Annotated in this window: 19 protein-coding genes; 13 read left to right on the forward strand and 6 right to left on the reverse strand. The window is 43.0% G+C overall.

The features are described 5' to 3' along the window. Nucleotides 1–273: 273 nt before the first annotated feature. The 5 genes from IJ23_RS07675 to IJ23_RS25810 all read left to right on the forward strand — a co-directional run bounded on the left by IJ23_RS07675 (nt 274) and on the right by IJ23_RS25810 (nt 4743). Nucleotides 274–1260 carry a helix-turn-helix transcriptional regulator gene (locus IJ23_RS07675; protein ID WP_081886403.1) on the forward strand — a complete coding sequence of 329 codons (987 nt, stop codon included), beginning with the start codon at nt 274–276 and terminating at the stop codon, nt 1258–1260. Next, nucleotides 1241–1633 carry a tellurite resistance TerB family protein gene (locus IJ23_RS07680; protein ID WP_033905926.1) on the forward strand — a complete coding sequence of 131 codons (393 nt, stop codon included), beginning with the start codon at nt 1241–1243 and terminating at the stop codon, nt 1631–1633. The genes IJ23_RS07675 and IJ23_RS07680 overlap by 20 nt, the downstream gene beginning before the upstream one ends. Nucleotides 1634–1635: 2 nt before the next feature. After that, a complete protein-coding gene (locus IJ23_RS07685; RefSeq protein ID WP_033905929.1) occupies nt 1636–2700 on the forward strand; it encodes a hypothetical protein in 1065 nt (354 codons plus the stop codon). Between the two features lie 61 nt (nt 2701–2761). After that, complete coding sequence (locus IJ23_RS07690) at nt 2762–4468, forward strand: hypothetical protein (protein WP_033906117.1); 1707 nt, start codon at nt 2762–2764, stop codon at nt 4466–4468. After that, a complete protein-coding gene (locus tag IJ23_RS25810) occupies nt 4465–4743 on the forward strand; it encodes a YkgJ family cysteine cluster protein (RefSeq protein WP_080936700.1) in 279 nt (92 codons plus the stop codon). Before IJ23_RS07690 ends, IJ23_RS25810 begins: the two co-directional genes overlap by 4 nt. Before the next feature lie 197 nt (nt 4744–4940). On the opposite strand, the gene IJ23_RS07695 is transcribed toward IJ23_RS25810, so the two are convergent. After that, on the reverse strand, nt 4941–5528 hold the full coding sequence (locus IJ23_RS07695; protein ID WP_033905930.1) for a hypothetical protein: 588 nt from the start codon (nt 5526–5528) through the stop codon (nt 4941–4943). Nucleotides 5529–5639: 111 nt separating this feature from the next. On the opposite strand from IJ23_RS07695, the gene IJ23_RS07700 reads away from it, so the two are divergent. Both IJ23_RS07700 and IJ23_RS07705 read left to right on the forward strand, forming a co-directional pair. Beyond that, nucleotides 5640–6743 (forward strand): hypothetical protein, encoded by a 1104-nt coding sequence (locus IJ23_RS07700; protein ID WP_081886404.1) that lies wholly within the window; start codon nt 5640–5642, stop codon nt 6741–6743. Nucleotides 6744–6990: 247 nt separating this feature from the next. Further along, the gene (locus tag IJ23_RS07705; protein WP_033905931.1) at nt 6991–7644 is read left to right on the forward strand and encodes an inovirus Gp2 family protein; all 654 of its coding nucleotides are present in this window, start codon (nt 6991–6993) and stop codon (nt 7642–7644) included. 38 nt (nt 7645–7682) lie between these two features. On the opposite strand, the gene IJ23_RS07710 is transcribed toward IJ23_RS07705, so the two are convergent. From IJ23_RS07710 to radC, 5 genes are all read right to left on the reverse strand, one after another. After that, the gene (locus IJ23_RS07710; protein ID WP_033905932.1) at nt 7683–8168 is read right to left on the reverse strand and encodes a lecithin retinol acyltransferase family protein; all 486 of its coding nucleotides are present in this window, start codon (nt 8166–8168) and stop codon (nt 7683–7685) included. A gap of 102 nt (nt 8169–8270) precedes the next feature. Next, the gene (locus IJ23_RS07715; RefSeq protein WP_033905933.1) at nt 8271–8831 is read right to left on the reverse strand and encodes a tyrosine-type recombinase/integrase; all 561 of its coding nucleotides are present in this window, start codon (nt 8829–8831) and stop codon (nt 8271–8273) included. Between the two features lie 209 nt (nt 8832–9040). Continuing rightward, nucleotides 9041–9469, reverse strand: coding sequence for a DUF2787 family protein (locus IJ23_RS07720; protein ID WP_033905934.1), 429 nt, complete (start codon nt 9467–9469; stop codon nt 9041–9043). 26 nt (nt 9470–9495) lie between these two features. Then, complete coding sequence (locus IJ23_RS07725) at nt 9496–9921, reverse strand: DUF2787 family protein (protein WP_033905935.1); 426 nt, start codon at nt 9919–9921, stop codon at nt 9496–9498. Further along, nucleotides 9918–10394: a RadC family protein gene (radC, locus tag IJ23_RS07730; protein ID WP_033905936.1), complete on the reverse strand. Its 477-nt coding sequence runs from the start codon at nt 10392–10394 to the stop codon at nt 9918–9920. Before radC ends, IJ23_RS07725 begins: the two co-directional genes overlap by 4 nt. A gap of 226 nt (nt 10395–10620) precedes the next feature. Here radC and IJ23_RS07735 point away from each other — a divergent pair, with 226 nt between their 5' ends. The 6 genes from IJ23_RS07735 to IJ23_RS07760 all read left to right on the forward strand — a co-directional run bounded on the left by IJ23_RS07735 (nt 10621) and on the right by IJ23_RS07760 (nt 19681). Beyond that, entirely contained in the window at nt 10621–11058 is a 438-nt protein-coding gene (locus tag IJ23_RS07735) for an RNase H family protein (RefSeq protein WP_033905937.1), read from the forward strand. 162 nt (nt 11059–11220) lie between these two features. Then, nucleotides 11221–11406 carry an AlpA family phage regulatory protein gene (locus tag IJ23_RS07740; protein WP_033905938.1) on the forward strand — a complete coding sequence of 62 codons (186 nt, stop codon included), beginning with the start codon at nt 11221–11223 and terminating at the stop codon, nt 11404–11406. Between the two features lie 313 nt (nt 11407–11719). Next, the gene (locus IJ23_RS07745; protein WP_033905939.1) at nt 11720–12634 is read left to right on the forward strand and encodes a WYL domain-containing protein; all 915 of its coding nucleotides are present in this window, start codon (nt 11720–11722) and stop codon (nt 12632–12634) included. Between the two features lie 17 nt (nt 12635–12651). Further along, nucleotides 12652–15885: an ATP-binding protein gene (locus tag IJ23_RS07750; RefSeq protein WP_033905940.1), complete on the forward strand. Its 3234-nt coding sequence runs from the start codon at nt 12652–12654 to the stop codon at nt 15883–15885. Further along, entirely contained in the window at nt 15878–16465 is a 588-nt protein-coding gene (locus tag IJ23_RS07755) for a DUF7680 family protein (RefSeq protein WP_033905941.1), read from the forward strand. The genes IJ23_RS07750 and IJ23_RS07755 overlap by 8 nt, the downstream gene beginning before the upstream one ends. 9 nt (nt 16466–16474) lie before the next feature. Beyond that, nucleotides 16475–19681: a DUF1156 domain-containing protein gene (locus IJ23_RS07760; RefSeq protein ID WP_033905942.1), complete on the forward strand. Its 3207-nt coding sequence runs from the start codon at nt 16475–16477 to the stop codon at nt 19679–19681. Nucleotides 19682–19707: the final 26 nt, after the last annotated feature.

Consider the following 19707-nt stretch of genomic DNA (forward strand, 5'->3'; position numbering starts at 1 on the left):
TAGCCCCCTCCTCCGATGTTTCGATCTCATTCTCCTATAACGTGCTGACTTTGTAGCTGACGGTCGCTAACTTACCTCTGAGATCAGTATACCGAAGTAAAATTCGTTATTTTTTGAACTTTTTCTGGTTGATATTTGTGCGACACAACTTGTCGCTGGAATCAAATATAATTTGTGTGCATTAAGTCACATGATGGATTGGTTTCACATGTATAGTATCGATGTTCTCATTTATGGAACGAATGTCACGATAGATTTAAACAACGGAATAACTTGGCTTTGTCGAAAAGAAAAAGTACACAAGACTCATTAGTTCTTGTGCTTGAAATACTTAAACGAATCCCTAAGCACAGAAAGATAACGGCTCTAGAAATACGAGAGCAATTAGAAGTAATAGGCATTTCGCGAGATATAAGAACAATACAACGCAATCTAGAGATGTTGAGTGAACACTTTCCCATAGATAGGGATACTCGCTCTAAGCCTTATGGGTACAGTTTTGATAGAAATAGTCACGCACTAGGAGTGAGCTCACTTAATGCTCATGAATCTTTACTCTTGGCGTTAGCAGAGAAGCACCTAAAGTTACTGCTACCAAAAGATGTAATGCAGTCATTAAGACCTCACTTTACAGAGGCTAGGTATAACCTCGAGTTTGACCCTAAAAACCATAAAGATCGCGTGTGGAAAGATAAAATCAAAGTAGTGCGAGAGTCTCAACCTCTTCTAGCGCCAAAAATTGATAACAAAGTTTTAGAAAATATAAGTAAGGCATTGTATGAAGATCGTTTATTGACCGTAACCTATCACAATGCCAATAAGCAAGTTAGAACATCTACAGTTATGCCGCTCGGCCTTGCACAGCAAGGAGTTCGACTTTATCTAGTGTGCCGGTTTGACGGTTTCAACAATGAAAGAAGCTTAGCCGTTCATCGTATAAATGATGCGATAGTTTCGTCATTTAACTTCAAGAGACCGGAGAGCTTTTCGTTGGCTAAATACGATTCTGACGGAAGGTTTGGTTTTGGCGAGGGAGAGTTGTGTCGAGTTCAGTTTGATATCGATAAACAGGCTGGATACCACCTTGTTGAGACACCACTATCGGAAGACCAGATCATAGAAGAGTTGGGAAGCGCCTATAGAGTGTCAGCCACAGTCATTGATTCATTCTTACTTGATAAGTGGCTTAAGAGCTTTGGAACAGACGTCTGTAACATCTATAAAAAGAAAGGAAATAGCAATGTTTATTCAGCACCTTAATGATGAACAACAAGCCGCATTATATTACTTCTCTAAGGAGTTAATTGCAGCTGATGGATACGTTGATGAACGAGAAACTCTACTTTTGGAGGGAATCACTGCTCAATGTAACAACAGTGCAAATTTAGATAAAGCGTTTGATATTAAAAAGCTTTCTGCGATCTTTTCAGAAAAGGCGCAGAAAATGGCGTTTCTAATTGAATTAGTTGGTGTTGCTTACGCGGATCAGGTAATTGAAGAAAGTGAAGACAATTTCATAAAAAGTGTAGCGGAAAGCCTAAATGTGGACTTGTCAATCATTGAAGAGTTAAAGGATTGGGTTCAGCGCCAGATGGCTCTTGTGCTCGAAGCAGAAAAATTTTTGGAGAAATAAACATGCCATTACCATTTATTTTAGCAGGTGCTGCTGTTGCAGCAGCAAGTTATGGAGCTAAAAAAGGCTACGACGGGTATCAAGATAAGTCTGAAGCAAACGATATTATTGAGTCTGCAAAGAGAAAGTACGATGAAGAGAGAACTATCTTTGACAAACAGAATGAACAGACAAATAAAAGTTTAACCAGCCTCGGTGAGTTTCAACTACAAGTTGGTAACGATTTTAAAGAGTTCAGAACAATTGCAGAAAAGCTTTTAGTTAAATTGAACCAATCCAACTCTAAGGACCTAGAAATTGACTTCCCTCAGCATAAGCTTGATGAGATAGATGGTCTCGCGTTATCTACAACAGCTTACATGAGTAAGGTCGCTGGAGCTGGAGCTGCTGGTGCTGCCGCTGCATATGCTGTATACGGTGGCGTTATGGCTATGGCTGCCGCTTCAACAGGAACACCGATTGCCGCTCTATCTGGCGCTGCTGCATATAACGCAACTATGGCCGCTATTGGCGGAGGTTCCCTTGCTGCTGGTGGCTTTGGTATGGCTGGAGGTGCGATGGTTCTTGGTGGTGTTGTTGCTGCTCCTATTATGGCGATTGCTGGGTGGGCTTTTGCCTCTCATGCGGAGGAAGCATTAAGCGATGCAAGAAAAACTCGAGCAGAAGTTAACGAAGCTGTAGGTAAGATGGAGAAGGGGCGCAAACAACTAGCCAAAACTAAGCTATATGCCGATAGAATTTACAAAGAGATAGAACGCCTGTATTCAGTATTTAAAGAATACTTTGATAGCCTAAAAGCTTTTGAGAAATTGTTATCGAACAAAGCTGACATTTCCAAGTTCGAAGATGACGTTATTCGTCTAATTCAAAATGGCTACCAAATTGCCGCTATTCTCACTGATATCATTACAACACCGCTGTTTAAACCTAAAAAAGACGCACAGGGTAATGTGGTATTAAATGATGAAAACATTGTTCAAATTGAAACTGATAGCGATGGAATGCAAGTGATCAATGAGCCTGGAATAAAAGCTACGCTTGCAAAGTCGAGTAATACTCACAAGTAAGTATTGTTCTCGAAGAGATATAAAGGGAGGTTTTTCTCCCTTTTCAATGGAGCTGTATGGTATGTCAGAAACCAATTCACAACATTTTGCGCTAGTCGATGAGCTAAATAAGACGGTTACTAAAAGTCTAGTAACGACGTTCGGTTTGGATTTTTTATTTTTTGAAGACAAAAAAGGTGGCGATGTTGCAACCGTTCACAATGTTCGCCAGCACCAAAAAGGTGATGCTGAAATCTATGTCTCAAAGAGTGTTCAAGCAGAATATGCGAATAAAGGGGATTACAAACCAGTTAAACATCATGCTGACGGAAGTATCGTAACTGATAGAAAGAACAAACCCAAAAGAGAAGATCGCTACCACTCTCATCAGAATTATAAGGCGAAGGGAAAGGAAGACAAAAAGCTGCAACATGATGGTAATTTACCAGACGAATATCGTAACCAGTTTATGTCTCAGGATGAAAAACGCCAACTAGACCACATCATTTCATCGCATGAAGTCCATAATGATGCGGGAAGAGTGCTTGCAGGGCTAGACGGCGTAGAACTTGCCAATCAGAACTCAAACTTTCAATCGACACATTATTACATCAACAACCTCAAGTCAGATCATTCTATGGATGATTTCTTAGGAACCGTTGTACCAAGGACAATTGAGAACAAGCGTAACAATATTGAAAGAGATAAACTGCGTTTAGCTTCTATGCCCTCGGAAACTAAACAGCAAAAGCATGAAAAACGTAAACTAGCAGATAAAATCACTAAGCAAAGTGAGCAGGTTGCTGTTCTTGAGAGTCTTGATGAAGACAAAATGCGTGAGGCGGATAAGAGAGCAAGACAGCAGTACGATAAGCAGATCAATTTCACTTACTATACCAGCAGTAAGTTTTTTAAGAGTACTGCGATGGCGTCTAGTAAAGCTGGTTTCGCAATGGGGGTTCGACAGGCATTAGGGCTTGTTTTTGCTGAAGTTTGGTTTGAAATAAAAGATGCAATTCCTCAGATCTTTAAAGATAAAGAAGAAAACTTCACACTTGATAAGTTCCTAAATAAGCTAAAGGTTACCGCACTAAAAATTTGGGATAGGGTCAAAACTCGATTCAAAGATATTCTTGAAGAGTTTAAAAACGGGGCTTTAGCGGGTGCCCTGTCTAGCTTAAGTTCGACCATAATGAACATCTTTTTCACCACTCAAAAGTTGATTGGAAAACTCCTCCGTGAAACTTGGTCAAGTCTAGTTTCGGCTGCTAAAGTCTTGTTCTTTAATCCACAGAGACTTAGCCCTGGAGCTTTGGTGCGAGAAGTTACACGTATTTTATCTACTGGTGTTGCGGTTGCAATGGGAGTGATGCTTAACCAACAGTTAGCCTCGCTGATGACATTTCCTCTCGGTATTGAACTAGCCTCGTTTGTTAGCGCGGTGGCTACGGGCATAATGACTATTGGTATCACATACTTTTTAGATCACAGTAAATTAATGCGAAAAGTATGGGATTACCTAGATCAGTTTAAGTCAGTAGAAAAGAGAACCTTGGAATACTTCCAGACGGTAAATGCTGAACTTGATCGATACTTGATTGAGCTTTCCAAAGTTGAGTTTAATCTTTCACCTGATGAACTAGCTGGACTTGTCGACAACTTAGAATCTGTTAGCTGTGAATACGAAAGAAGTATGATGTTGTCGAAAGAAGTAAGTCGAAGAGAGATAGAGTTACCTTTTGAAGACAACAACCTAGATAGTACTCGAGCTTGGTTGATGAGTTTATGAACCAAGTTACCCTAAATCCTTTCCCTTGCTATTCATGCGGTAAATGTTGTGCGAATGTTGATTTATCCGCAGAGACCAAGAACTTGGACCGAGGTGACGGCATTTGCCGTCATCTCAATGTGGAAAACAAACAATGTCGTATATATGACACGAGACCGGATATTTGTCGAGTAGAACTACAGTATAGAAGGCATTATGCTTCTACTTATACTTGGCAAGCGTTTGTTGATATAAATCTATCAATATGTGAGAGCTTGCCCGATAAGTTGACCTGAAGTGCTCTAAAAGATACATCGACGCTTGTATACATATAATATAATTCAGCGTAATTGTCAGTGTCACATATAATCAGGAATAGCTTGCGTTTTTGATGGCTTTTCTGTCTATGCTGCTCGTGTTTATCAATCTCCTGATGCCTCTAGTGATACTCCTTAAGGATGAAGCATGAATTCTAGTTTTAGGAGCTTATTAACTAGGAAGATAGTGAGTTGGTTAACCGTTCGAGCGCTTTCGTCAACATTAAGTTTCTCTCTTCAAGTGAATCTACTTTATTACGCATTTCTTCTAATTGACTCTCCTTCTGACGGCTTTTCGTCTTTAGCAAATCGTAACTTTCGAGCTTTTTATTCAGTAAGTCATTATCTCTTTCTAGCCTTCGAATCTCTCTTTTAAGTGCCGTTCCATCGATAATTGATCCTACAGCTTGACCTAAATTATCTAATCGATATTTCTTTTTAACGTTCTTGAGAGTTGTGTGAGTTTTGTCATCAACATAGACAGTATGTACTTTTTTGGCTCCTGTTTTTCTTCTGTAATATTGCGCCCAAGATTTCTTCATGTTCGAGAGTTTCTCTTTCCTTAAAGCTGGCTCTGGAATTCTAGAAAAGTAGTGTTCAGCTTGCTTCAAGATGCTCTGTTGTAGAGGGTTGGTAATTATTTCGTCTACAGAAGGAAGACTTTTTGGTATCCCTTTTTTGATGAAATACCCAGTTAACCATTGGGTCATTTTCTTGTTCTTAAAATTAACCCAGTTCTTAAAATCATCGATTTCCTTACTCACTATTTTTCCTTTAATTTGTTTTGCTACATGTAGCTTTACATGTAAATAATATACTGTCAAAAATTATGATATTATAAACTTAATAGGTATTATAAATAAAATGTGACGATCATGATTAGTATGATTCTCCAGTCATGGAAAGGGCTGAAACCGCAGGACAAAGTCGTATACTTACATTGGATTTGGTGTACTAGAGAACAAAGAAATGTGTTCCTATCAATTGCATCTCTGGCGGAAAAATTAAAAATAAAAGAGTCGACAGTTCGTGGTTCGGTAGCACGCTTATGCATGTGTGATAAGGTAATTTTTAATAATGAGCAGTCATCGTATGCTGTCGTTTGTCCAGCAGGTTTTGATCGCTCTCAGGCGTGCCCTAATGAGAAGTTAGCTTCAATTCTAGCAATTCTAGGTATTGGAGGATCCCTAACAGATGAACGTGCTGAAGCGTTGGCGAAGCGACTACTTAAAGTTGTATTGGTTTCTTTAACGGATGAGTTAGGGGTTATTGAAAGTATTAGTTTTTCTCATCTTTCTAAAGTGACCGGAATGACGAAGCAAAGGTTACGCCGTTACATAAACGAGTTGGTAGCTGATAGGTTTATTTTGAAGTTTGTCGCTGGTTGTAATGCACCTTACCTATACAAAAAAAGTCATTCGATTTGCATCATAGACCCAACGGTGTTTGGTGGTAGTAGGATTGAGCTAATAGGTTTTAAAGCAGAGAAGATGCTTGGGTGTGAGCCTAATCGGCGGATAAGGAGTCGAATAGCACAAGGCCGAGGAGGATGGAATCTTTTGTCGAATGAGATAATTCGACATAACCTTTTAGGCAGGCTGAACCACTTTTTTGACGAGCTAGTATCACAAAATATTCGAGATAAATTAACGACAGACTACCACGCTCGTAGTCGGGATATTATTGCTTTGACGAACTTGAAGGAGGTAAATAACGATCTCCATAAGATATGGCTCAGGGATATTGATCATTTATCTGATTTTTTCTTAAGTATCGTTCGTGAGCAGGTCACAAAAAGCAAGTCAAAGGGCCCCTTTGATATCTATTTCGTTAGAACAGAAACCTCTTGTTATGTGCTGTCAAATATAGGTAATGCATACTCAGGTGAGCTCAGCGTGATTGATAGTGATTCTGCTGCCTTTCAGCCTGATTCGGATGAAGATGCTTGGGTAATTAAAGGCGTTTTTTTGTACGATTAATCGTTCATAAATCGCTTTGATGTTATTGATAAGTTCCGAGTAGTTTTACGTTTAGTATGTTAGGCAACGCTTTGTCGCTAAAGGTTAGTCGAGAAGTAATTGTCAATAGAAAATGACAGATACAGTAATATACGCTTTAAAGGATTAATCAAGGTTACTACACCTACCCCTAAGTAGGTGATGGAATATGAGGTAAAAAATTATATGAGTAGGGATACCTGTGAACACATCCAGCAGGTACTTACTCATGAAAGAATCAACATACAACGGATTACTTATTCTAGGCACTCTTAAAGATAATGAAGAAGGTTACTTAGAGCAGTTAATCGAAACAATGAACTACTCTATCGAAGAGTACCCTAGAACCTATGCGATACGAGTCGACTTGCGACTACCGTCTCATGGCTTTCTTGACGATCTTACTCGCGATGAAGCTGTGAGCTATAACATTCGTCGTACAAAGCTAATGTCGCGGTTCAAAGATTCATTAAGTGAAAAGATTAAAGCCCAAGGGATACGAAGGAAAAGAATGGGCAAGAGGGCAGCTCAGTGCAAAGTGAGATACGCATGGGCTAGAGAGCAGGACACATCAATGCATGAGCATTATCACCTTGTTCTGCTTTTCAATAAAGACCGCTTTTTCACAATTGGTCGCTATAAACAAAGAGATTCTTTGGCAAACCTTATTATTGGTGCATGGAGAAGCGCTTTAGGGTGTAGTGAGGAACAGGCTTTAGGTTTGGTCCATTTTCCGATTAACCATAGTTACTATATCGAAAAAAATAGTGAATACTTTGCCGAGCAATATTCGGAGCTGTTTTATCGTATTAGCTATCTAGCTAAGAAGAGAACTAAGCGCTATGGTGAGGGGCATCGTTGCTTTGGCTGTAGCACTAGGTAACCTCGACTAAGGGGTTAAAAAAAGGGGAGAGAATCCCCTTATCCTTTGTGACGATGCCTTAAGTCCCATACGCGCCACTGACTCGCTTGAATGTGCTCACGAGCGTCACGTTTAAGCTGAGTCAATGTGAAGGTGTTTGAGAAGATGTCACCACTCAGACAGTAGCTACAGAACTGATGGCAGTTTTCATTTAGCAGGGAATAGTCTGTTTGCACGCCAAGCATGGCTTCTGCAATTTGAGCAGTAAACTCACTACCAATGGAATGGCCCTGAGCATTGCAACTCACGTAAATGGAAAGGGCTGTGGTATCTGTCAGGAATTGATGAATTGATACGGCTTCGATAAGACCTTTGCCATTACGATGGATGATACGTCCGTCTCCCACGTAGACACCTGAATGTTCAGCATATCCAAATGCGAGATCGCAATACACAATGCTACCTCTGATTGGGTGATTGGTTTTCCAGAATAAGTTTTGGATTAAACTTTTCGATAAGCTGCCTATTGCGTGATATGGGTTCATGTTATTTGCTCTCAAATGTAATAATTGCGAAACTAAAAAAAGGCTGTGAGCCTAATGTTTATAAGGGATTGACGGTCCCGCCCCCTCACTAAATGATCCGGTTTAAAGTTCAAGAGAAACAAAGTCTTTATCGACGTCATCTTGAGTGATACCGATATAGCGAAGCGTGACGCCCTCAGATGTGTGACGAAGCATTTTCATGACACGGCCTATATCCTTTGTAGATTGGTAAAGAAAGTAGCCTCGCGTCTTTCTCATTGAGTGAGTACCTAACGCAATATTTAGCTCTTGGCCTACTTGTTGAAATGCCATGGACACAGCACGTCGCGTGATTGGCTGCGGTGGTTTGTTTTTCAACTGTTGGCATCGGTGGGATTGAAATAAGTAGATGTGGTCGGGGTGCTGCTCCCTTAATCTAGCAATATGCTGCTGCGCTTTGGTATTGAGCTGAATGTTTGCCAGTTTGCCGGTTTTGCTTTCACGGATAATGAGTCGGTCATCATGAATGTCTTCAAAGCGGATCGATAGCAAATCAGAAATCCGCAGTGCCAGGTTTAATCCGATATGCCACACATCGGCCATTTGTGGATTACAACGAATGCTCAGTAAATGACCAATCAGGCGTATGGTGTCATCATCTTTGATTGCTTGGACCTCAGCCATAATCTGCTTCCTTTTTTGTCTGTAGAAGGATGTTTTGAGAAGCACAGAGCCGACGATATCAAGAAACCCTTGTGCAATAAGGGATTGATGCTTCCCGTTTTAACAATATGGGAAGCAGACATCGGCTTAGCTCTATGCGGGTGGTTTTGTTGAATGTTTGGTAAGGGAAGGGGAGTGTTCTGGGGTAGTAAGTGGATTGGCTTTGGTTGTTAGCCACACTTAATCTGAATTTGGTTGTAAGCGTCCATTACTACATAAGCTAGAAAGTTACACTCCCACATTTCATACAGCTCCGTGGTTTCTTGTAGGTGCATGCCCAGCCAGCCGCTAAAGCGCGCGAAAGCGACGTTGTTAGCAAAATCAAAAGTCAGGTCGGGAACCAGTTCCGGTAATTCGTCGCCCACATAAACGCGGTCCGTTATCTCACTAATGGCAATATGGCTGTCTTTAATATCGATAGTGATAGAGACAGGATGAAACCCTCCATCTTTCGGGTGGTAACTGGTGTCCTTAAATCGGATAGTTAGCCGTCCTCGGTAATTAACATCATGAATAGAGCGTTTGATTAAGTCTTTGAGTTGGTGTGAAGGCTTGGCTCGCTTGCATGCGAACATAGCCAGGTTAGCAGCTTGATTCATAGTGACCTCTTTGAGGGAAATGGAGATTAGCGAATGGGGGTAATGTCGATTGAGATTGCAGAGTGTGCGATGAGCGAGCGAGTGACTGCTTTAAGCCAGCTGGCGAGTAAGGTTTGTACTTCTGGCCGTTGTAAGCTGCACTGCTTAATTTCAGGGTGATAGAACCAACACCCTGCGAAGTTGAAATACAGCGATAACTCTTTTTGTGGCGTACCTGTGACGACAACATCAAAGGTTGCGATAAAGCGAAGCTGCCAGGGCGAATCACTGGATGTGCGTTCTAATTGAATTTCAATGGGTTGAAATCGTTGGCCAGTCTCTTGAGAGCGAATGTTTAACGCCAATCGTTCAACTGTATTAGGAATGGTGCTGTCCAATAGCAGGGCATCAAGAAAGCAATGCATTGGAGTAATGAGCTCATCATTAAGCCCGGAAATAATAAACTCACTCATATCAATCCCTTCTCAGCAAACGAAACACAATCTTCACCAACAACGATGTGGTCTAAGACACGGATATCCACGAGCTTTAGAGCGTCGATAAGTCGCTGTGTAATGCGTTTGTCGGCTTGGCTAGGCTCAGCAATACCGGAAGGGTGATTGTGGGCAAAAATCACCGCGGCAGCGTTGTGGTTTAGTGCTGTCTTCAATACTTCGCGGGGATAAATCGAAGCGGCGTCAATCGTGCCAAAGAACAGCTCTTCGAAACTGATCAATTGATGTTGATTATCAAGAAACATCACAGCAAACACTTCTCGGTCATGAACTCCTAATTTGAGTTTTAAGTACTCTTTGACATTGGTTGGGTTGGTGAACGTGCCTTCACGTTTGTATTTCGTAGCTAGAGCTTCGGCTGCGCGCTCTAGCAGCTCATTGAGTTCTGAAGTCTTAAAGGGATAGTCATGTTGAGTATTTTGGGTACGCATAAGGGCTCCTTTGGGCATCTGTTTGGTTATGCGTACTGATGAAATATATCTGAAAGGGTTTTAAATCGGCTTGCTAGGGCTGGAGGGGAGAAAGCAAGCGTGCCCAGAGACAGGTAAAAAATAACTTACTTGCCGTTGTTATGTAGGAATCGCTTTAAAGCAAGTTATTAACAATCAAGCCGGTTCAGAGAATGTATCGGCTTTTTAGTCTCTGGAGAGTATGAGAATGAGTATAGAAATTTATGTAGAAGCGGCCATGGTGAGGAAGCAAAGAGGTCGTCTTGTTGGTGGTGTTGCGTACATAGCACTTGATGCTGATGGATGTATTGATGATGAAGATTGGGATCCTGTTGACTATGTTACTGACCAGGCTTACCTAGATCTGTCAGCGCTTGCTTTTGGATTAAAGCGTGCGAGAGATGGCGATATTATTTATTCAAGCAGCGATTATTGCGTCAAAGGCTTTAATGAGTGGCTAGAAGGTTGGAAGAAACGAGATTGGCGTAAAGCAAATAAAGAATCGATAGCTAATGCAGAGCTCTGGCGGCTGGTGGATGAAAGAAGCGCAGAAAAGCGTGTTGAGGTAAGAAAAGTCGCTGCCTGTTCAGCAGGAAAAGATGCAGCTTATAGATACGCTCTCCTGGCGACGAAACGTCAGTTGTAATGACAATGAATCACTTGCTGGTACTGCCAGCAAGTGATTCATATTTGTGTGCTGCTCTGTACAGGAATTGTTAGCTGTACCCTCAGAGTAGGCGAGAAGGGAAAAGTAAAAAATAACGCAGCGGCCTTTGTTATGAGTTGAACTACATAACAAGGTTTTAAAATGAAATTTCTTAAACTACAGCAAGTTATTGAAAAGACATCATTGTGCAGCAGCAGTATCTACAACCTAATTAACGCTGGAGAATTTCCTAAGAGCGTTACAGTTATGGGTAAGCGCAAGGCTTGGCTAGAAAGTGACGTTGAAGATTGGATGATGAGTAAGCTAGATATAATCGAGAGCGAATAATAACTAACAAAGTAGTTGAGGTGCCACAAGCACCTAGCTACTGAGCTTTGTTCTTCTTATTTTAAGGTTCTCAAAATAATCGAGATAACAAAAAAATAAAAAACTGGTTGCTTAATGTATTTCACAAATGAAATCCGTGATAAGGTATGACCTAATAAATTTAGTTAGGTTGTATGGTGCACCTTATAGCTATAATCGTAGATTGCCGACAGGTTGATTGGGTGGGATTTTTGTTTAATTCGTGTCTCGTGTCTCGTGTCTCGTGTCTCGTGTCTCGTGTCTTCAGTCTGGTATTGAGAGATATAAAATCTAAATGATAAATAAAGGCATCAAAGCTAAGGCTAAGCCCGATGTTAATACGTTGCCACAAGCAACCAGAGATCGTATCGCGCACATCGACTTCACCTTGTTGTTCAAGGGCGAAGCAGTGCGGGCTGATTTAGTTGGGCGCTTTAGCATAGCCCCAACTCAGGCAACGAAAGATTTTACCCTGTACAGAGAACTTGTGCCGGGCAACATTGAGTATGACCAACAACTAAAGCTGCACAAACGTGGTGAACAGTTTATGCCTTTATTCGACTATGACGTGGTTAGAACTTTGGCCACCATCAGTCAGGGATATGGGGATGGTTTTACGGGTAAGGTTAAACCTACTTTGGCTTGTGAAGCGCCTTATCACTTGAATAAGCCAAGTTTGTCGATAGTCGCTAAGGTCACTGAGGCTATACACAAAGGTAAAGCAATGTGTATTACCTATGTCTCGTTATCCAGCGGAGAAACGTCACGTGAAATAGTGCCTCATACGCTGGTGGACAATGGCTTGCGTTGGCATGTTCGTGGGTTTGATCGTAACCACGGTGAATTCAGAGACTTTGTATTGACGCGAATTAAAACCGCAAAAGTGCTTGAAAGATCAACGCTGTCAGGGTTCGAACTTGAAACCCAGGATCGGCAGTGGAACCGATTTATAGAGCTGGAGTTAGTGCCTCACCCACGTATTGTGCATAGCGAGGCGATTGAACTTGACTATGGAATGGTTGATGGTGTGATGAAGGTGGAGATTAGAGCTGCAACAGCTGGCTATCTGCTTCGTCAATGGCATGTGGACTGTTCGAACAATAATGAGTTAAACGAATCAGAGCATCACCTCTGGTTGAAGAATAATAAAGTATTACATGGCGTTGAAAACATTTTGATCGCGCCAGGCTATTCAGTATTTGAGGACTAGGTTTGATGGATATAAATATGCAGTCGATTACAAAAACATGTGAACCAAGAAAGGATATTATTGAAGGTTCATTCAATCCGGAAATTTTCACAGCCTCCATCAGTCAGGTTGCGTCAGCTTATTCTGGTAAAAATAGTGCAATCGATTCTATCTATACGAATGCTGAAGCATTCTTCAAAGAAGCAACTTTCCCAACAGAAGGTTTACGACGTGTAGTTCGTGATGTGATGGGGCGCCTTAATGGTGATAACAGCAAACCAGCTATTCACCGATTAGAAACAGCATTCGGTGGAGGTAAAACTCATACTTTGATCGCGCTAACTCATCTCAGCCATCGCGGAAGTGAGATTGCATCAGCCGCTGCCGATGTAGTTGAAGCTGAAGTTTTGCAACCTGCAGGCAGCATTGATGTTGTTGCCGTTGCCTGTGATGAAATGCCGGTAATCGCACCCAGTGGTGAAAAAGTATTAGCATATACTCTCTGGGGAGAAATGGCACTTAAGCTTGGCGGTGAAAGTTTCTACAATGACAACATTAAAGAAGTGACCTCGTCAGCTTTCCCTGGTCAGTATTTCTTAGAGCGAATGTTTGAAGGTCGCAAAGTTCTTATCATGCTTGACGAGCTTGCACAATATGCGACGCGCTATGAAGCAGCTCATGTAGGTGGTGGTGAGCAGATTAGTGCTTTTTTAATGGCACTTCTAGGCTATGCCCGTACTCACAGTGGTATCAGTGTAGTGCTTACACTTGCTAGCCAAAGTGATGCATTCCAAGGTCAAACTAGCATGCTGCAAGGCGTTCTATCTACAACACTGGGCCGTGATGTTGATGAAGAAGAAGCTGCCGCGCTGGCACAGCGTGCCAGCCAAAGCATCATGAGCGTTGTAAAACGTGATGCTACCACGACCGTACCTGTACGACCGACTGAAATTTCTCGCGTATTGGCTCGTCGACTTTTCACGAAAATTGATGAGACAGAAGCAGCAACGACAGCAGCAGCTTACATGGAAATGTATAAGCGCAGTGGTTCGCAATTGCCCGATACCGCAACTCGGGACGATTACAACAAATCTATTGTTGCAAACTATCCATTCCACCCAAGCTTTATCGCCTATTTAACTAATAAACTTGCTTCTGCTGAAAGCTTCCAGGGTACGCGAGGTGTATTGCGTGTGCTAGCCATGGCCATTCGAAATATCTGGCAAAAGCGCATGACAACTCCCCTGGTGCATACCTGCCACTTAAATATGGCGAACCCAGACCTAGCAGATGAACTTATAGGGCGCACTGGCGCAAGTGATCTCTTGACTGTTCTCAATGCTGATGTGGGCGGGGCAGATTCAAGTAACTTGGAAATGGGTGTATCGGTTGCGCAAAACCTTGATCGAAATAATCCCCATCCTCAGGGATTACCACTTTACGAATGGACTTGGAAAGCAGTATTCCTTCATAGTCTTGTTGGCCGAGGTGAAGGATTGTCTTCCAACGTTTTCGGTATTACTTTTGCGGATGCACTACTTGAAGTAGCGATGCCTAACATTCCACCATCACAGGTTGAAGCTGCACTAAAAGCTATTTCAAACGAAGCCTATTACCTGCGTGCTAAAGATGGGCGTTTCTACGCTCATACTGACCCTACAGAGGCGCGTATCGTTTCTACGATTAAACAAGGTATCCAAGCAGATGATGTTGAAGAACAACTGATGGTAGTGGCACGTAAAGTCGTCAGTCACAACAGCCCAACTTTTCAAGTGGCACAAGACGTGTCTGCACCTGAACACGTGCCTGATAAAACTGGTCGTCCTATTTTGGCCATTATTCGTCTAGATGTCCACAAAGTTGATCCAACGGAGATGACCACTACAGGAGGTAACGGTCAGCCTCGTTTAGAGCAAAATAACGTATTTATGCTGGTCCCTGAAACAGTTCAAGTCGCTGGCGACACCTGGAGTGAGGATCGAGTCAAAAAGTCACAGTACCGGAAAGAACGCTTAAACGATGTTGCTCGTACTGTTATTGCCATGCGTCGATTACAAAACAAGCCAGAAGACTATGGTATGTCAGCTAGCAAACTTCAAGAGAGTGGCTTTACAGCCAAGCTTAAAGAGCGAGAAATGGCACTACAAACTTCGATTGCGCAGGCTTATGACACTATTTTATTTCCTGGAGCCTCTGGTCAAGTAGCTCAAAAGAGTATCAAGCAAGCTGGTGGTGAAGGCGGCATGTCCGTTGACGAAGAAATTCGTCGCGTATTAACAGAAGAAGGCGAATTGATCACTGCTGAAGCCGCGGCGACACAATCCATGTTGCTTCAACTAGGCCAACTTATTTTTGGTAGCATTAGCCAAACCCCATCTTTGGAGCAAATCAGCAACCAGTTTAATCAAAACCGTCGCTGGCCAATTTTGGATAATCAGCGCGTACTGGAACAAATCATTCGCAGCGGTGTAGAGAAAGGCCAATGGTGCCTGTATCGCATGGAATCAAGCGAATCCACCAAACCGGAACACTTCCACAGCCGCGAAACCGGTGGAATCCCACTAGACGTTAACTTGTCCGAGAAAGGCTGGAAGTTGGTATCTGAGCAAGGCGCCAAGCAGCGTGGCTGGAACCCAGAAGCCGAACCGGCGGTAGAGCAAGTGACTCAGTGGGTTGAACAAGTGATGACCGAAGAGCCTTGCACCAAGGTCAAAGAAGTCATCGAAAAGGTTCAAGAAAAGCATGGCAGCGTGCAAAACAGCACTGTTCTGCAAGCGGTAGATAACATCGTCCAAACCGGTCGCGTGTATACCTATGAAGTACGTGAGCCAAGCGATGAAGACAACCCGAACCTAATCTATGGCTCTTCTGCCATGTTCCACCAAGCGCAGGAAGACGACATGCTCGTTACGCCTGCAACGGCAGCAGAGAAAGGTTGGGTACAACCGGAAGATACCCGCTACACAAAACAAGGCCATGGACTTGCAATAGCGCTGCATAAACAGCTCAATAAGATCAGCTCCCTATACAGCCGAGGAGCAACAACCGAGCCCGATACTTTGCGCCTGGCTTATTTACAATTACCGGGCGGTGGTAAGTTAAATCTTGACTTAATCAATGCCACCAGCAAAGACATGAAGGCATTAAGTGAATTGTTTGAGGTACTTGCCGATTTAACAACAGTAGGCGATGACAGCCAGGCAATGATCGACATTCAAAATGCACCTGAAGACTGTGCATTTTTAGATTTGGTAAAACAAGCTGATGACTAAAAAGAAACTGACGTTACAAGAGCTCTTCGACAAGACCTTAAAGAATCGCTGGCGCACAGCGCCTTTTGTCTTGCGCTTTACTGAGCTTGCTGATCACACCGGTACGGTTTTGGTGATCAAGGAACGCGTTGAAAAAGAAACCTCAGAAAGCGGTAAAAAGCTTGGTAGCCTGCGTGATCGCGGCACCTTATACGGTGAAAACTTAAAAATACTTTCGCCGCGACTAAAACCTATTTTAGAGCAAGTGGTTGATGATGGTGGCGTGCCCTTAGACTTGCAACGCTTTATTAGCCAGGAAGGGTTCAAGCTACGAGATAACCTGCCTTTAGATGAAGAAGCCGGGGCAAAAATTGCATTGATTGTGAAGTTACAGTCTCGTCTTCACAACCCTGACCGTCTTGAACTGCTCGCCCGACGAGTAAATCGATTTAGCCGTGAAGAAGCTGCCTACTGGCTAGGCCGCACCACTCACTATGGTGCCGATGCCAACCGCTGGGCAGTCGCCGGGCTACGCACCATGCTATGTGGCACAACAAATAATGATGTTGGCATTACTCGCCAGCTGAACAAATTAAGGTAATTGAACGTTATGACCGATAGACGACTGATTGAGGCAGGCTTTCCTTGCCACCAGGTAGGTGCCGAAACCGCTAGAGAGCGCGGGGCAAGTAACGTAATGCCACCTATCTACTATTTACATGTTTGGTGGGCTCGTCGTCCACTAACACCTAGTAGAGCAGCAATTGAAGCATCTTTGTTACCCGAAACAGCAGATACGGAAGAGTTTGTTCGCACGCTAGGAATTGAGCAAAAAGTAGCAGATATTGACGGTGTTAAGTGGATTTTAACTGGCGATATAACAAAGCTCATTAATCATGACGAGACAGGAGAGTATCTTGTTGTAGATGAAAAAGTTCAGAATAGATTTGAAAAAGAAAAGCAACGACGCAACTCTGACATAGAAGTAATTCAAACTCTGAAAAATGCTTTAGATGCAGGACAGCAGACTTATCCGGAAATCGAAACTTGGGAGCAGCTGTCAAAAGCTTTTCCTATTGAGGCATTACCTTTCGGGAAGCGAATCGAAGTATCTCGTCAAATGGCCAATCCTGCTTGGTTCAACAGGCTTATGAACTTGGCGAAATCGGTTTCGGTAAGAGTGCCTAACCTGTACGGATATGACAGAGCGTATCAAAACGACTACTCCCCAAAACCAACTGGATTAACAGTACTTGATCCTACTGCAGGAGGTGGCTCAATACCATTCGAAGCGCTTCGCTTGGGTCATAACGTAATAGCAAATGAGTTAAACCCAGTTGCTTCTACGATTTTGCATGCAACACTTGATTACCCGTCAAAGTACGGCGTCGACATAGTCCCTTCAATAAGAAAGTGGGGAGAAAAAATCATCAAGTCTGTCGATTCTAAAATGGCAAACTTTTTCGGAGATGGGCAAGACATTCCCGACACTGAAAAAGAAAAATTACTCAAATTAGTAAACAATGACTCGGAGTTGGCACGTCCCTTCTTAAAAGAGCAAATCACTACATTCCTCTATTGTCGTGAGGTTACTTGTCCAAGCTGTTTAGCAAAAACACCTCTTTTGAATACATTTTGGTTGGCCAAGAGTGACAAAAACCAGTGGGGTATTCGCGTTGTAAGTAACGGTGTCGGAAGCGAGGCTAAATATAGTTTTGAAACATATAACGCCAAATCAGGAAAAGGTCCGAATGGTGAAGATCCAGAGCAAGGGACATGCAAACGAGGTATTGGCCAGTGTGTTCACTGTAAACAAGCCATCGAAGCAAGTGAGATAAAAGACCAAGCGACTGGCGAATCTGTTCACAACCAATGGAAAGACCGTGTTTATGCAATTGCAGCTCTTAGAGAACAACCAAAAGTTGATAAAAATGGAGCAATACAAAAGTATGCTAGTGGTGAAAAAAAAGGGCAAGTAAAAACAGAAACTGTTCGTTATTTTAGGACCCCAAGCGAAAAAGATCATTCATTGCTATCAGCAGCATCAGAAGAGCTGTCAATTAAGTGGGATTATTATGATGAACTAGGACTCATTCCAACAGAGCCTTTTCCAAAAGGGAATGACCTTAGGCCTATCAGATATGGCATGGAGCGCTGGCATAAGTTATTCAACGATCGTCAGTTACTATCCCACCTTTGCATGGTTGAAAGCCTACAACAATTCAAAGAAGAAATATTAACTGAACTAGGCCCTCAAAAAGGTAGAGCCGTAATAACTTATCTTCAATTTGCCCATGATAAGACTCTAGATTACAACAGTCGTCAAACTCGCTGGGAGTTTACTCGAGGCGTTGTAAAAGGGACTTTTGGAAGACACGATTTCTCACTTAAGTGGACCTATGGAGAAATGATTTTTTCAGGCCCTAACTCAGGTTCACAATGGGGGCTAAATCAGGCAACTAAAGCCTGCAGAGAGCTATCAGAGCTACTAGCTAGTTCTAAAGTTAATCGAAAGGAAGGACAAAGTTTACAAATAATTAATGGAAGCGCGGCATATATCGAGGGCGTGCCAGATAAATCCGTTGACATGGTGTGCATGGATCCACCCTATTATGACAATGTGCAATATGCTGAACTGTCAGACTACTTCTATGTGTGGCAAAAACGCACCCTTAAAGACTTATATCCAGATATCTCATGGCCAAGATTGACAAATAAGCAAGAGGAAGCGGTTGCCAATCCAGCTCGGGACGGCTCCGCCAAAAACGCCAAAGCTGAATACGAAAAGCTGATGGGTGAAATCTTTGCCGAGTCTCGCCGAGTTGTCAAAGATGATGGAGTAATGACTCTTATGTTCACCCATAAAGCTCAGGATGCTTGGGAGACATTAACGAGGTCGTTGATTGAAGCTGGCTGGGAAATTACATCGTGTTTCCCTGTAGAGTCAGAAAGCAGTTATTCGACCCACCAAAAAGATATGGCCTCTGCAGCAAGTACAATTTTTATTACCTGCCGTAAGCGCGCTTTAAATGATCAGCAAGTCGCTTTCTGGTCTGGTCTAGGTGGCAGCGGGGTACAACACAAAATTCGCTCTGCTGTAGAAGCAGGCCTTGATGAATTCAGGCCACTGAAACTCAACGCCGTTGACCAGATGATTGCTTGTTACGGCCGTGCCCTTCAGGTATTAAGTGAAAACTGGCCAGTAATGGATGGCGATGAAGAGGTATCACCTATTCGCGCCATGAACGAGGCCAGCCGAGTCGTTGCAGAACACCAGATAAAAGTGATTACGGATGGCAATATCTCAGTCGACGACTTGGATACTGAAACTGCCATGGCGCTGACCATGTACGGTATCTGGGGGCACAGCGAGGCTTCCTTTACCGAAGTATTAAACCTGTCGCGCTCGCTCAATATTAGCCTCGAAACCCGCACCGGAGGTTACGGTATTGAAGGCCGCATGGTGGGTATTAACACCGAGATTAGTGGTCGTACTGCCGTTGCAGGTCAAGCCGCCGAGGACAAAGGCTACGCCGCACCATTAGTGAAGAAAGGCTCTAAGCTGCGATTGTCCAAACCACAAGAGCGAAGTGCTCGTCGAGTTGCTAAACCACAATCAGATTGGGATGTACTTCATGGATTGTTGCTGAAGTTCCGCGAAGGTGATGTGCCTGTGGCACGCGCCTATTTAGATGAACAGCGTGAAGGCAATGACAATATCATTCTCGACTTGCTTGAGGTTTGGGGAGAGGAAGCCGAAACGCCAGAGGCACGTAACGAAGCCCGAGCACTACTGTTTGGCTTAAGACAACAATAAGACAGGTTTGGAAGGAGCTAAGCGTC

The sequence above is a fragment of the Vibrio sp. OY15 genome (assembly GCF_000742455.1).
GTDB lineage: Bacteria > Pseudomonadota > Gammaproteobacteria > Enterobacterales > Vibrionaceae > Vibrio > Vibrio alginolyticus.